This is a genomic window from Sphingopyxis sp. MG, assembly GCF_002953155.1.
Taxonomy (GTDB): Bacteria; Pseudomonadota; Alphaproteobacteria; order Sphingomonadales; family Sphingomonadaceae; genus Sphingopyxis; species Sphingopyxis granuli.
On record NZ_CP026381.1, the window covers coordinates 1,855,574 to 1,869,065 of the forward strand.

Annotated in this window: 9 protein-coding genes; 4 read left to right on the forward strand and 5 right to left on the reverse strand. The window is 68.7% G+C overall.

Annotation, left to right across the window (positions count from 1 at the left end):
• The first annotated feature begins 45 nt into the window (after positions 1-45).
• Positions 46-393, forward strand: a complete 348-nt coding sequence (locus C3E99_RS08680) for a GntR family transcriptional regulator (protein ID WP_067183371.1) — start codon at positions 46-48, stop codon at positions 391-393.
• A 30-nt stretch (positions 394-423) separates the two neighbouring features.
• Here C3E99_RS08680 and C3E99_RS08685 read toward each other — a convergent pair whose 3' ends face one another.
• Genes C3E99_RS08685 through C3E99_RS08700 form a run of 4 tightly spaced genes read right to left on the reverse strand, consistent with a single transcriptional unit; the run spans position 424 to position 7,146 of the window.
• Positions 424-2,268 carry a tetratricopeptide repeat protein gene (locus C3E99_RS08685; RefSeq protein ID WP_076075151.1) on the reverse strand — a complete coding sequence of 615 codons (1,845 nt, stop codon included), beginning with the start codon at positions 2,266-2,268 and terminating at the stop codon, positions 424-426.
• Positions 2,269-3,645, reverse strand: coding sequence for a PEP-CTERM-box response regulator transcription factor (gene prsR, locus C3E99_RS08690; RefSeq protein ID WP_076075148.1), 1,377 nt, complete (start codon positions 3,643-3,645; stop codon positions 2,269-2,271). It lies immediately after the preceding gene.
• On the reverse strand, positions 3,642-5,756 hold the full coding sequence (gene prsK / locus C3E99_RS08695; RefSeq protein WP_076075146.1) for an XrtA/PEP-CTERM system histidine kinase PrsK: 2,115 nt from the start codon (positions 5,754-5,756) through the stop codon (positions 3,642-3,644). Before prsK ends, prsR begins: the two co-directional genes overlap by 4 nt.
• Position 5,757: 1 nt before the next feature.
• Positions 5,758-7,146 (reverse strand): TIGR03013 family XrtA/PEP-CTERM system glycosyltransferase, encoded by a 1,389-nt coding sequence (locus tag C3E99_RS08700; RefSeq protein WP_067107056.1) that lies wholly within the window; start codon positions 7,144-7,146, stop codon positions 5,758-5,760.
• Positions 7,147-7,270: 124 nt separating this feature from the next.
• Between C3E99_RS08700 and C3E99_RS08705 the strand changes: the two genes are divergently transcribed.
• Both C3E99_RS08705 and C3E99_RS08710 read left to right on the forward strand, forming a co-directional pair.
• Complete coding sequence (locus C3E99_RS08705; protein ID WP_083675073.1) at positions 7,271-7,981, forward strand: helix-turn-helix domain-containing protein; 711 nt, start codon at positions 7,271-7,273, stop codon at positions 7,979-7,981.
• 49 nt (positions 7,982-8,030) lie between these two features.
• Complete coding sequence (locus C3E99_RS08710) at positions 8,031-9,866, forward strand: DUF885 domain-containing protein (RefSeq protein ID WP_076075140.1); 1,836 nt, start codon at positions 8,031-8,033, stop codon at positions 9,864-9,866.
• A 430-nt stretch (positions 9,867-10,296) separates the two neighbouring features.
• Here the strand turns inward: C3E99_RS08710 and C3E99_RS08715 are convergent, their stop codons facing one another.
• A complete protein-coding gene (locus C3E99_RS08715; RefSeq protein ID WP_076075138.1) occupies positions 10,297-11,685 on the reverse strand; it encodes a helix-turn-helix domain-containing protein in 1,389 nt (462 codons plus the stop codon).
• A gap of 152 nt (positions 11,686-11,837) precedes the next feature.
• Here C3E99_RS08715 and C3E99_RS08720 point away from each other — a divergent pair, with 152 nt between their 5' ends.
• A complete protein-coding gene (locus C3E99_RS08720) occupies positions 11,838-13,430 on the forward strand; it encodes an isocitrate lyase (protein WP_076075135.1) in 1,593 nt (530 codons plus the stop codon).
• Positions 13,431-13,492: the final 62 nt, after the last annotated feature.

A 13,492-nucleotide genomic window follows, 5' to 3' on the forward strand; every position in this document is an offset into this window, starting at 1 on the left:
GGATCGCAATTTGACTGTGATGCTGTCTTATGGCATTAAGTCGGCATGCTCGATCAATCGAAACCGGTCTACCAGCGGCTGCGCGATGTCATCGCCAACGCGATCCTTGACGGCACCTATCGCGATGGCGACATGCTGCCGTCGGTCCGCTCGCTCGCGGCGGAGGAAGGCGCCAATCCGCTGACCGTCGCCAAGGCCTATCAGACCTTTCAGGACGAGGGGCTGGTCACGGTGAAGCGCGGCGTCGGCATGTTCGTCGCCGAGGGGGCGACCGACCGGCTGCGCACCCTGATGCGCGAGGATTTCCTGACCAACATCTGGCCGCCGGTCGCGCAGCAGATTCGCCGCATCGGCCTCGACGCACGCGCGCTGCTCGACCTGACCGACGCCTGATTCGCCGGCTCGCCGGTCGCGGCGCGATGCTCAGCGCCCGATCTGGTCGGCCTTGTCGCGCAGGTCCTCCGCCGCCTGCCGGTCGCCCTGGCGTTTGAGCAGGTCGGCATAGATCAGCATGATATCGCCGTTCAGCGGCTGGAGCCGGTAGGCGAGCGCGATCAGCGGCAGCGCGCGGTCGTCGCGGTCCTTCGCGGCCCACGCGCGCGCCAGCTCGCGCAGGATCACGACGTCGCGATTGCCGATGCGCCGGCGGACGCGTTCGAAATGCGCGATCGCCTGGTCCCAATGCTCGAGGTCCATCGCAAGGTGCCCGGCCAGCCGGTCGGCGGCGATGCTCGACGGCTGGCTGTCGCGCAATGCGAGGATCGCGGCGCCCGACCCCGCGGGATCGTTCGCGCGGTATAGCGCATTGGCGAGGCGCAGCGTCGTCCGCTCGCTCGCGTCGAGGTCGCGCGCCTTGCGATAGGCTTCGATCGCCAGCTCATATTGCCCGCCCGCCATCGCGGCGTCGCCCAGCAGGATATGCGCGTCGGCGACCCCCCGATTCGCATCGCGGAGCGCCCGCGCGCGATTGATCGCCGCGCCGCCGCGCCCCCGTTCGATGTCCGCGCCGATGGCGGGGATCACCTTCGCCGGGTCGAGCGGCGCGGCGTCGGCGCGCATCGCGACGAGCCCATAGTCGTCGTCGACCGCAAAGGGCGCCGCATCGCCCCGCGTCAGCGCGGCCGCGCGCGCCATATAGCCCGCCGATGCCGCGCGCGCGCCCTGCTCTGCGGCGACGCGCGCCGCGAGCAGCAGCGACCAGCTGTCGGCATCGGCGCGCGCCACCAGCGGCGCCAGCGCCTCGCCGGCGCCGTCGGCATCACCATCGGCCCAGTTCGCCGCCGCCAGCATACGCCGCGCCGTCCCGTTGTCGGGCTGCGCCATCAGCAGGCGCTCGGCCCAGCTCGCCGCCACCGCCTCGCCGCCGAGCTGCAACTCGACGACCGCGCTGAGCAGCATGAAGCCGGGCTGATCGTCCATCTCGCCGCGCGTGCGCTGCAACAGGCTGCGCGCCAACTGGTAATCGTCGGCGCGCGCGGCCAGCACCGCCTGCAGATAATAGAGGCGCGGATCGCCCGGCGTGACCGCCGCGGCGCGGCGCAGCGCCGCGAGCATGTCGCGGTAGCGCCCGAGATCGCCGAAGGTCGCGGCCTGGTCGATCAGCGCCCCGGCATTGTCGGGGTCGATCGCCAGCGCCTTGTCGTACCAGGACAGCGCGGCGACCAGGCCCTGCTGCGTGCGCACCAGATTGGCCTTCAACGCCAGCGCCCCGCTGTTCTGCGGATCGAGTTCGATCGCATAGTCGACCGCGTCGCGCGCGCCGAGCGTGTCCGCATTGGCGTCGCGAAAGCGCGCGACGTCGACCCACAGCGCCGATTCGCGCGGCAGTTCGCGCACCGCGCGGTCGAAGGCATCGCGCGCCGCGCCCAGGTCGCCATTGTCGAGATGGACGTCGCCCGCCACCCACGCCGCCTCGCCGATCGCCTCGGGCGCGATCGGGCCGGCGTCGAGCGTCTGCAGCGCCCGCCGCCCGTCGCCCTGCATCGCATAGGCGCGCGCGAGCAGCGGGCGCAGCACCTCGGCATTGCCCCCCGCCGCGAGTGCGGCCTTGACCGCGGCTTCGGCGGCGACGCCGTCGTGCAGCGCGATCGCGACGCGCGCCAGTTCGGTCCGCGCGTCGAGCGCGGCGGGGTCATCGGCGATGGCATCGCGCAACTCAGCGCGGCGTTCCTCGAGCGTCGCGCGCGGGTCCTGCGGACGCGGACCCCCGCACCCCGCGAGCAGCGCCGCCCCGCACAGCGCGCCGATCCAGGCCCCCCGGACGCGCATTCACCCCTGCATCTGATATTGCTTGAGGAGGTCGTAGAGCGTCGGACGACTGATCCCGAGCAGCTTCGCCGCCAGCGAAATATTGCCTTCGCTCTGCGTCATCGCGCGGCGGATCGCGACCCGGTCCGCCGCCTCGCGCGCGCTGCGCAGGTTCAGATAGGCCTCCTCGCCCCCGTCGCCCGCCGCCGCCATGTCAAGGTCGTCGCGGGTGACGAGCTTGCCGTCGGCCATGATGACGGCGCGCTTGATCCGGTTTTCGAGCTCGCGGACATTGCCCGGCCACCGCCCCTCGTCGATCGCCTGCAGCGCGTCGGGCGCAAAGCCGCGGACGCCCGAGTTCATCGCCGGCGCATATTGGTGGAGGAAATGCCGCGCGAGCAGCACCGCGTCGCCCGGACGTTCGGCGAGCGCGGGAATCCGCACCACCATCTCGGCCAGCCGGTAATAGAGATCGTCGCGAAAGCTGCCCGCGGCGATCATCGCGTCGAGGTCGCGGTGCGTCGCGCAGACGATACGCGTGTCGACCGCGATCGGCTTGCGCCCGCCGATGCGCTCGATCGTCCGCTCCTGCAGAAAGCGCAGCAGCTTGACCTGCAACGGCAGCGGGATGTCGCCGACCTCGTCGAGAAACAGGGTGCCGCCGTGCGCCAGTTCGATCTTGCCCTCGGTCGTCTTGACGGCGCCGGTGAAGGCCCCCTTCTCATGCCCGAACAGCTCGCTTTCAAGCAGATTCTCGGGAATCGCGGCGCAGTTGATGGCGACGAAGGCGCCGTCGCGGCGCGGGCTCGCCTCGTGCAGGCCGCGCGCCAGCAACTCCTTGCCGGTGCCGCTCGCGCCGAGCAGCATGACCGAAACGTCGAGCCCGGCGACGCGCTCGATCGTGCGCGCGACCTTCAGCATCTCGGGCGCGCCGGTAATCATGCCGCCGAGGACGCGGTTGTCGTTCGCGCCCTCGCCCGCGAGCCGGGCATTCTCGGCCTCCAGATCGTGGACATGAAAGGCGCGGCGAACGATCAGGCCCAGTTCCTCTATGGCGATCGGCTTCTGATAGAAATCCCAGGCGCCGCTCGCAATCGCTGCCAGCGCGCTCGCGCGTTCGCCGTGCCCCGACACGACGATCACCTTCGTATCGGGTTTCATTTCGAGGATCGCTTTCAGCAGGCGAAACCCCTCGCGCGTGCCGTCTGCGTCGGGCGGCAGGCCCAGGTCGAGCGTGACCACCGCCGGCTCCTCGGCGCGCAGCAGGTCGATCGCGGCGTCATGATCGCCCGCGATCAGCACGCGATAATCGTCATAGGCCCATTTGAGCTGCGCCTGCAGGCCGGGATCGTCCTCGACCACCAGCAGCGCACGCGGCTCCCCCCCCCTGTCGCTCATCGCGTCGCCACCTTCGTCATCATCGTTCCGGTCGCTTCATCCGCCGCCGCGCCGCCGGCAAGCGGCAGCCACAGCGTGAACCGGCTTCCCTCTCCCGGCTCGCTCGAAACGTCGATCATGCCCCCCATCGCCTGCGCGATCTGCAATGCCTCGAACGCGCCGAGGCCGAAGCCGCCCTCCTTGGTCGATACGAAGGGCTTGAACAGTTCGTCGCGGATGAAGGCGCGGCTCATCCCCGCGCCGCGGTCGATCACGTCGATCCGCACCCGCCCCTGCTCGCTCGCCGCGACAAGCTGCACGGTGGCGCCCTTGGGCGAGGCGTCGAGCGCATTGGCGGCGAGCTGCTCGACGATCTGGGCGATCGCCGCGCCGTCGCCGCGCGCGGCGAGCCCGGCATCGCAGCCCACGAACAGGTCGCCGCGCGGCCGCAGCCCGGCCGCCACATCGGTCAGGATCGGCTCGACCAGCACGCGCTCGACGCTCGCCGCCCGCGCGCGCTCGCGCGGTGCCAGCCGGGTCAGAAGATCGCTGAGCCGCCCCGCGGAGATTGTCAGCGTCTCGACCATGTCGGCGCGGAACGCGGGCTTGTCGGCGTGGCGCTCGGCATTGCGCGCGAGCAGCGAAAGCTGGCTCGCCAGATTCTTGATGTCGTGCATGATGAAGGCGAAACGGCGGTTGAACTCGTCGAAGCGGCGCGCCTCGGAAAGCGCCTGCTGGCTCTGCGATTCGGCCAGGTAGCTCGCCGCCTGCTGCCCCGCGATCCGCAGCACGTCGAAATCCTCCCAGTCGAGCGCGCGCAGCGCGGGCGGGCGGTGCAGCACGGCGACCGCGATCATGCGCTGAAAATGCAGCAGCGGGACGACGACCCAGGCACGCGCATCGGCGATCAGCCAGTCGGGCATCGCCAGCGCCTCGGCATCGTCGGCGCGCCCGTGGCGCACCGCTTCGAGGTCGACGATATGCTGTGTTTCCTGCAACATGAAGGCGGTGCGCAGCGGCAGCCGTGCATCCTCGTCGATCGCGACGGGCCAGCCCCAATGCTCGGCGACGTGAAAGCCGCCCTGCGCGTCGGGCAGCATCAGCAGCGCCGCCGGGCTTCCCGTCAGTTCGGCCAGCGCCTTGGCCACGCGCCGATGCAGGCTGGTGCCCCCCTCCTCGACCTGCGCCAGCGTCGCGGTGAAGCGCATCCATTCGGACCGATAGTCGTAGCGATGCTCGAAGAAATGCTTGCTGATCGTGACCGACAGCCACGCGCGCGCGCGCGCCGATGCGAACAGCAGCCCGCCCGCGCCGAGCGCGACGAGCAGGAAAAGGCTTTGCGCAAGCTCGCCATAATCCCCGCCGACCAGCCGCGCCACGGCGCCCGCCAGCGCGATCAGGATCAGATAGGCGGCGCCGCCGACGAGCAGGACGGCGCGCATCGCGGCGGGCCGCGACAGCCGCATCCGCTCGCGCCCGATGTCCATCGCGGCGATGACGAAGGTGGGCAGGATCAGCAGCGCTACGGCCGGGACGAGCGCGATCAGCGTCGAGGCGCGCTGCCCGGTCAGCGTGCCGATCAACTGGATATTGAGCTCATAGGCCCACAGCATCGCGAAGCCCCCCGCGACGGCAAGGGTCGGCATCCGCATCCGGCCGCCGGCGTGGCGGGCGCCGCCGTCGATCAGCAGCAGCCCGCCCGACGCCACGACCATCGCGACGATCGTCAGCGTCGGCTTCAGCCACGCCGCCGCGGTGCCGCCGTCGTGGAGCCATGCGGCCGCGCCGCCCGCCAGCATCGCGAGACAGAGCGCCGCAAGCAGCCGCTGGATCAGGCGCAGCGCTTGCGAGGTCGGCGCCGCCGCGGTCCGAAACGTCCCGGCGAGCCAGCCAAGGATCGCCAGGTCGCGCAGCGCCTGTGCCGCGAGCGTCGGCGGCGACCCCGCGCCCGACAGATATAGCGCGGCGCACCAGAGCGCCATCGCCGCCGCCGCGATCGTCAGCCGCCCCGGCGCCGGCATCAGCACCGCCATGCGCGCGCGCGGACGCGTCAGCAGCCAGATCAGCGCGCCGACGAAGCCGAGCAGCGCCAGACCCGCCAGCAGGTCCGACAGGGCCGACAGCGCCCCCATGTCAGCGGGCCCCCTCCGGCCACAGCACGACGCGCACCGTCTGGAGCAGGATCAGCAGGTCGAGGAAGGGCGAATAATTCTTGGCATAGTAAAGGTCGTATTCGAGCTTCACCCGCGCATCCTCGACCGACGCGCCATAGGGATAATTGATCTGCGCCCAGCCGGTGAGCCCCGGCTTCACCATGTGCCGCTCGGCATAATAGGACAGCTCGCGTTCGAGTTCGGCGACGAAGCCCGGCCGTTCGGGGCGCGGGCCGACGATGCTCATCTCGCCCTTGAGCACGCACCAGAGCTGCGGCAGTTCGTCGATGCGCAGCTTGCGGATGACATGCCCGACGCGGGTGACGCGCGGGTCGTTCTCGCTCGCCCAGACCGCCTGCCCCGCCGCCTCGGCATCGGTGCGCATCGACCGGATCTTCCAGATCCGGTACGGCTCGCCGAACAGGCCGACGCGCGACTGGCCATAGAAGGCGGGTCCGCGGCTGTCGATCTTCACCGCGATCGCCGCGATCAGGATCAGCGGCAGGCCGACCACCAGCACCGCGATGCTAGCGATGATATCGAATATCCGCTTGCCGACGCGCGAGATTCGCTGCCCCGCCGAAAAACCGTCGGAAAAGATCAGCGCGCTGGGGTTGGTCGTCGCCAGATCGACGCGCCCCGTCTCGCGCTCGATGAAGCTCGCGATGTCGTTGACATGGACCCCCGCGGTCTTGACGCGCAGCAGGTCGGCAAGCGGCAGCGCGCCGCGCCGTTCCTCCATCGCCAGCACGACCTCTCCGGCGCCGAGCGCGACGACATGCTCCGACAGATTGTCGATCGCCTCGCGCGGCACCGCGTCCTTCACCTTGCGCTCGATGTCCGACATGGCGACGAAGCCGACGATCGCGATGCCGCTGCCGGGCGCATCGGCCAGCGCCTGCAGCCGCGCCGCGCGAGTGCCGGCGCCGAGCACCAGGATGCGCCGCTTGAAGGTCTCCGCGCCCGCCACCCGCGTCATGCCCAGGCGGATCAGGAACAGCGCCGCGATCGCCAGCGCCATCGCATACAGGCTGTTCACCCGCCACAGCGTCGCGGTCGGCAGCAGGAAGCCGACGACCGAGAGGAAGATGACCCCCAGCGAGATCGCCGCGAGCAGCCGCGCGGTCGCGAACCGCATCGATCGCAGCGCCTCCGACCCGTACATCCCGGTCGCCATCAGCGCGAGCGCGTTGGCGAGCGCGAAGGTCGTCAGCGGCAGCCACCGTCCGGCCAGCCTCCCGGCGTCAAAATCGGCGAAATGGGCATAGAGATGCCACGCCGCCTCCGCCGATCCCAGCAGCGCCAGGAACTCGATCAGCGCCAGCCAGACGACCGCATGCGGCACATAATGCTTGAACAGACGGAACATGGAGTGCGGCGAACCCTTTCGTCGCGCGATTCTAGCGGAGAGGCGTCAACTGTCGGTTAATTTTACACTTGTCGCCGGGCTATTCGGGGATGACCGCCGATGCGTCAAACGATAGACCGCAGCGATGATCGCGCGCCCATCCTTCGCCGCCGCACCATTGGGCCTGCTCGCCCACGTACCGAACGAACTGCGCGGCCGCCATTGTCACGACACGGCCTATGTCGCGATCGTCCTCGAAGGCGGCTATCAGGAAGCCGGCGACGAGGGTCGTTTCGACGTGGGGCCGGGCGACGCGCTGATCCACCATGACTTCGAATCGCATCTGGACCGGGTCGAGGCGCGAGGCGCGCGCGTGCTGATCCTCGACCTGCCGCCCACGCTCGCTGGCGCGCCGCACGTCCGCGGACGGGTGCGCGATCCCGATGCACTGGTTCGTTTCGCGAGCCGCGACGCCGCGGCGGCAGCGGCACTGCTCGTCGAGGATTTCACCGCCCTGCCGGCGGCCGCGCGCGACTGGCCCGACCTGCTCGCTCGCGACCTGCGGGCACTCACCCCTTTTGCACTCGCCGATTGGGCGGAGATGCACGGCGTGCGGGCCGAAACGCTGAGCCGGGGGTTCCGCGTCGCCTATGGCTGCACGCCCAAGGCCTATCGCGCCGACGTCCGCGCCCGCGCGGCGCTCGCCGCCGCCCGGGCGAGCGGCGAATCCTTCGCCGCCATCGCGCACCGGCTGCATTTCACCGATCAGGCGCACATGACCAGGGCCGTTGCGCGCATCAGCGGCGTCACGCCCGGCCGGTGGCGCGCGCGTCAACTGATTACAATACAGCGCTGACCGGGGCGGCTAGAACGATCTCCGACGCTTTTTTCTCCCGGAGATTTCCATGCTCGATCGCCGCACGCTCATCGCCACGCTCGCCGCCGCCTCCGCGCTCGGCGCCGCGCGTTCCCCCGCCCGCGCGATGCTCGCCGATCCGGCGCAAAGCGAGGGCGAACGGCTGAACGCCCTCTACGAGCGCCTGTTCGACATGCTGGTCGAGAACGACCCCGAGTTCGCCACCGCGCTGGGGCTCGACAAGGGCGCGCACGCCGCGGCCAAGTCGCGCCTCGCCGACCGTTCGCCCGCCGGGATCGAGCGCAGCCACGACCTCTATCGCTTCGGCCTTGCCGCGCTCGAGAAGATCGACGCGGCGAAGCTGTCGGGGATGGACCTCGTCAATTACGAGACCTTCCGTGGACCGTGGGACCATTATGTGAAGGCCTATGACAGTTTCACCTATGGTCTGCACAGCTGGCCGGAGCCGCACCCGGTCACCCAGCTCAGCGGCACCTACCGCTCGATCCCCGACTTCCTCGTCAACCAGCACAGCATCGCCGATGCGGCCGATGCCGAGGCCTATCTGGCGCGTTGCGAGGATTTCGCGGTCCAGCTCGACAACGAGACGAACCGGATGAAGACCGACCATGCGGCGGGGATCATTCCGCCCGATTTCGTCATCGACCGCACCCTCGGCCTCTACGAAAAGATCATGGCGCCTGCCGCGGAGGCCAACGGCCTCACCGCCAATCTCAAGGCCAGGACCGACGCAAAACATATCCCCGGCGACTGGACACGCCGCTGCGCCGCGATCGTCGCAGGCAAAATCTATCCGGCGATGCGCCGCCAGGCGGCCGAGCTGGCGCGCGTCCGTCCCCGGGCGACCCACGACGCGGGCGTCTGGCGGCTGCCGAAGGGCGACGCATATTACGCCTATGCGCTGAACTTCGCGACGACGACCGAAATGTCGGCCGAAGCCATCCACCAGCTCGGGCTCGAACGCATGACCGAACTGACCGCGCGCGCCGACGCGATCTTCCGCGAACAGGGCATGACCGGTGGAACGGTCGCCGAGCGGCTGCGCGCGCTCGGCGAGGACAAGCGCTTCATCTATCCGAACACCGACGCCGGCAAGACGGAACTGATCGCCAAGCTCAACGAACAGATCGAGGAGATGCAGCGCCGCCTGCCCGAGATGTTCGGCCGCCTGCCCAAGGCGAAGGTCGAGATCCGTCGCGTCCCGGCGGAGATCGAGGACGGCGCCGCCGGCGGCTATTACCAGATTCCGGCGCTCGATGGCTCGCGCCCCGGCGCCTATTACATCAACCTGCGCGATACCGCGGAGAATCCATCATGGACGCTGCCGACGCTGACCTATCACGAAGCGACGCCAGGCCATCATCACCAGATCGCGCTGGCGCAGGAAGCGACGGGTATCCCACGCCTGCGCCGCCTGCCCGTCTATTCGGTCTATACCGAGGGCTGGGGTCTCTACGCCGAGCAGCTTGCCGACGAAATGGGGGTCTATGACGGCGACCTCTTCGGCCGTCTCGGTTACCTGCAATCCTATATGTTCCGCGCCGCGCGGCTCGTCGTCGACACCGGCCTGCACCACTATCGCTGGAGCCGCGAGAAGGCGATCTCCTATATGAACGAGGCGCTCGGCACGCCCGAACCCTCGAACGTCACCGAAGTCGAACGCTATTGCGTGTGGCCCGGTCAGGCGACGAGCTACATGGTCGGACAGACGCGCTGGGTCGCAACGCGCGAAAGGGCGCGCGCGGCGCTGGGCGACAAGTTCGACATCCGCGCCTTCCACGACACCGCGCTGGCGGCGGGCGCGATGCCGATCGACGTCCTCGGATCGATGATCGACCGCTGGGTGGCGGCGCAAAAGGCCTGAAGAACCGCACGGTCTCAGCCGTTCGTGTCTATCGGTTCGTGACCTGAGACCTGTGGGGATTCGGGGTTTGGCGTGCTGCCACATCCTTCGTCATGCTGAACTCGTTTCAGCATCCATGGGCGGACCTCTCCTTTTGCGCCGCCTTTCAGGCGAGGGCGGACCATGGACCCCGATCGGGTCCGGGGCGGGCTCTGAAACAAGTCGGCATATATACCATTCGGACAAGTCAGGAGCCGTTCCCCGGCGAAAGCCGGGGTCCAGATGACACAGCGCTACCTCGCATGGACCCCGGCTTTCGCCGGGGACGGTGACTTGTCGAAAAGGGATCATTGCCAGACAAGGTCAGGGAGACGGAAAAGAGAAACCGTGCATAAACCTGCAACACCCCTATCCGTTCGGGACGATGGGTCAGATTTTAAGACTCGATGCTCTAATCCCCCGCGAAATCGAAGGCGCTGACACCGCGCTCGCCCTCTCTGAATCGCAGCGGACGGCCGAGCGGCGGCATCGAGCGCTGGACGCAGCCGCTGCGCGTGCAGCGGCGGCAACCGAGGCCGATCGGGGTCGCGGGACTGCGCATCAGGTCGATGCCGCGCGCGGCGGCCAGCGGCGCGGCGACCTTGGCGTCGACCCCGATGCACACCGCGAAGCGCGCGGGCGTGCCCCCTCCCGTCGCGCCGGGCGCCGCGACCGAGCGGCTCTGCGTGAACCAGCGCGACCCGTCCTCCAGCTCGACAAGGTCGGCGATCACCTCGCCGGGGCGCGCGAAGGCTTCGTGGACGCCCCACAGCGGACAGCGCGCATCGCCATCGACGAGCGGCGACTGGCTGGCGCCCGCATAGCGTTTCGACCCCTGCCCCGCGCGGTCGATGCGGAGCATGAAGAAGGGCAGCCCGCGTGCGCCGACGCGCTGCAATGTCGTCAACCGGTGCGCGACCTGCTCGAACCCGGCGCCGAAACGCCGCTGGAGCAGCAGCAGGTCGTAACCCGTCGCGTCGCAGGCGCGCAGGAAGCGGCCATAGGGCATCATCAGCGCCGCCGCGAAATATTGGATCAGATGCCGCTCGAACAGGCGCGCGGCGGCCGGTTCGGCGAACTCTGCGCCCGCGACAAGGGCGGAAATCTCGTCCTTCGCCTCCATCTGCGCCAGCGTCGCCGCGGCCTGAAAGGTGCGCGAGGCGGGGCGCAGCAGCTCGTTCAGCATCAGCTGCCGCGCATGCCAGTCGAGCCAGCGCAGCCGGTCGGGCATGACGTCGGCGGGCAGGATGCGGATGCCAAGCTGGTGACGCGTGCGCAGCCGCTCGGCGATGGTGCCATAGAGGTCGCCCCCCGCGAGCCGCAGTTCGTCGGCCAGTTCCTCGGCGCGCGCATCGAGATCGGGAAAGTGGTTGCGCCATTTCTCGATCGCGCGGCGAACCGCGTCGACCTCGGGCGCTTCGGCGGCGGCGGGGGCGGTCGCATCGCCCGCCGCGTCGAACAGCCGGACGAAGGCGGTCGCGGTCGCCGGCGCGCTCTCCAGCCATTCCTCGACCTCGCGCGACCCGATGTCGAGATCGGCGAAGCGCGGGTCGGCCAGACGGCGGCGCAGCGCGGCGAGCCCGCCCGGCACCGTCTCCGCCCCCAATTTCGCCGCGTCGAAGCCGAAACGCTCGGCCAGCCGGACGATCACCGTCGCGCTCAGCGGGCGCTGGCCGTGCTCGATCAGATTGAGGTAGCTCGGCGAGATGCCCAGCGCCTCGGCCATCGCCGCCTGCGTCAACCCGGCATCGCGCCGCAACTTGCGCACCGCCGGTCCCGCGAACACCCGCCGCTCCGCCATGATGTAACTTTCTTTACTGATTTACACGCTGCAATGCACTTCATTCGCTTTATTCACAAGAAATATTCACAAAGCTTTTCCAATCCGGGCGGCGGGTCGGCACAAGGGCGGCATATTCATCGCCCACCGGGGCGCAGCCGAGGACAGTGAAGATGAGCTATACCGAAGACATGGCGCAGGCCGGCCGCCTCATCCGCGATCAGGACGGCCGCTGGGATGCGATCGGCGCCGAAAACGTCGCTCGCATGCGCGCCCAGAACAAGTTCCGCAACGGCCTCGACATCGCCCGCTACACCGCGCGGATCATGCGCGCCGACATGGCGGCCTATGACGCCGATCCCGCCAACTACACCCAGTCGCTCGGCTGCTGGCACGGCTTCATCGCGCAGCAGAAGATGATCGCGATCAAGAAGCATTTCGGCACCGTCAAGGGCCGCTACATCTATCTGTCGGGCTGGATGGTCGCCGCGCTGCGCAGCGAGTTCGGCCCCCTGCCCGACCAGTCGATGCATGAAAAGACCAGCGTTCCGGCGCTGATCGAGGAAATCTACACCTTCCTGCGGCAGGCCGACGCCCGCGAACTGGGCGGCCTGTTCCGCGAGCTCGACGCGGCGCGCGAAGCCGGCGACGAGGTCAAGGCGAAGCAGATCCAGCACGCGATCGACAACCATGAAACGCATGTCGTGCCGATCATCGCCGACATCGACGCGGGCTTCGGCAACGCCGAGGCGACTTATCTGCTCGCCAAGAAGATGATCGAGGCCGGCGCCTGTGCGCTGCAGATCGAGAATCAGGTGTCGGACGAAAAGCAGTGCGGCCACCAGGACGGCAAGGTCACCGTGCCGCACGAGGATTTCCTGCAGAAGATCCGCGCGCTGCGCTATGCCTTCATGGAGCTGGGGGTCGACGACGGCGTGATCGTCGCGCGCACCGACAGCCTGGGCGCCGGGCTGACCAAGCAGATCGCCTTCACCCGCGAACCGGGCGACCTCGGCGATCAGTACAACGCCTTCCTCGATTGCGAGGAAGTGACGGGCGCGGGCAATCCGGGCGACGTGCTGATCAACCGCGGCGGCAAGCTGCTGCGCCCGAAGCGCCTGCCCTCGAACCTCTATCAGTTCCGCCCCGGAACCGGCGAGGATCGCTGTGTTCTCGACTGCATCACCGCCCTGCAGAACGGCGCCGACCTGATCTGGATCGAGACCGAAAAGCCGCATATCGAGCAGATCGCCGGCATGGTCGACCGTATCCGCGAGGCGGTTCCCAATGCGAAGCTCGCCTACAACAACTCGCCCAGCTTCAACTGGACGCTGAATTTCCGCCAGCAGGTGTTCGACGCGTGGCAGACGGACGGCAAGGATGTCGGTGCCTATGACCGGGCGAAGCTGATGAGCGTCGATTACGACGGCACCGAGCTGGCGGTCGAGGCCGACAACCGCATCCGCAGCTTCCAGCGCGACGCCGCGAAGCGGGCCGGCATCTTCCACCATCTGATCACCCTGCCGACCTATCACACCGCCGCGCTGTCGACCGACAATCTGGCGAAGGAATATTTCGGCGAGGAAGCGATGCTGGGCTATGTCAAGAACGTCCAGCGTCAGGAAATCCGCCAGGGCATCGCCTGCGTGAAGCACCAGAACATGGCCGGCAGCGACATCGGCGACGATCACAAGGATTATTTCGCCGGCGAAGCCGCGCTGAAGGCGGGCGGCAAGGACAATACGATGAACCAGTTCGCCGCCTGACGATCGAGCTAGAGCATTTTCCAGTCAGGTGGAATCGCCTGACGATTCAGAAAATGCGGAAA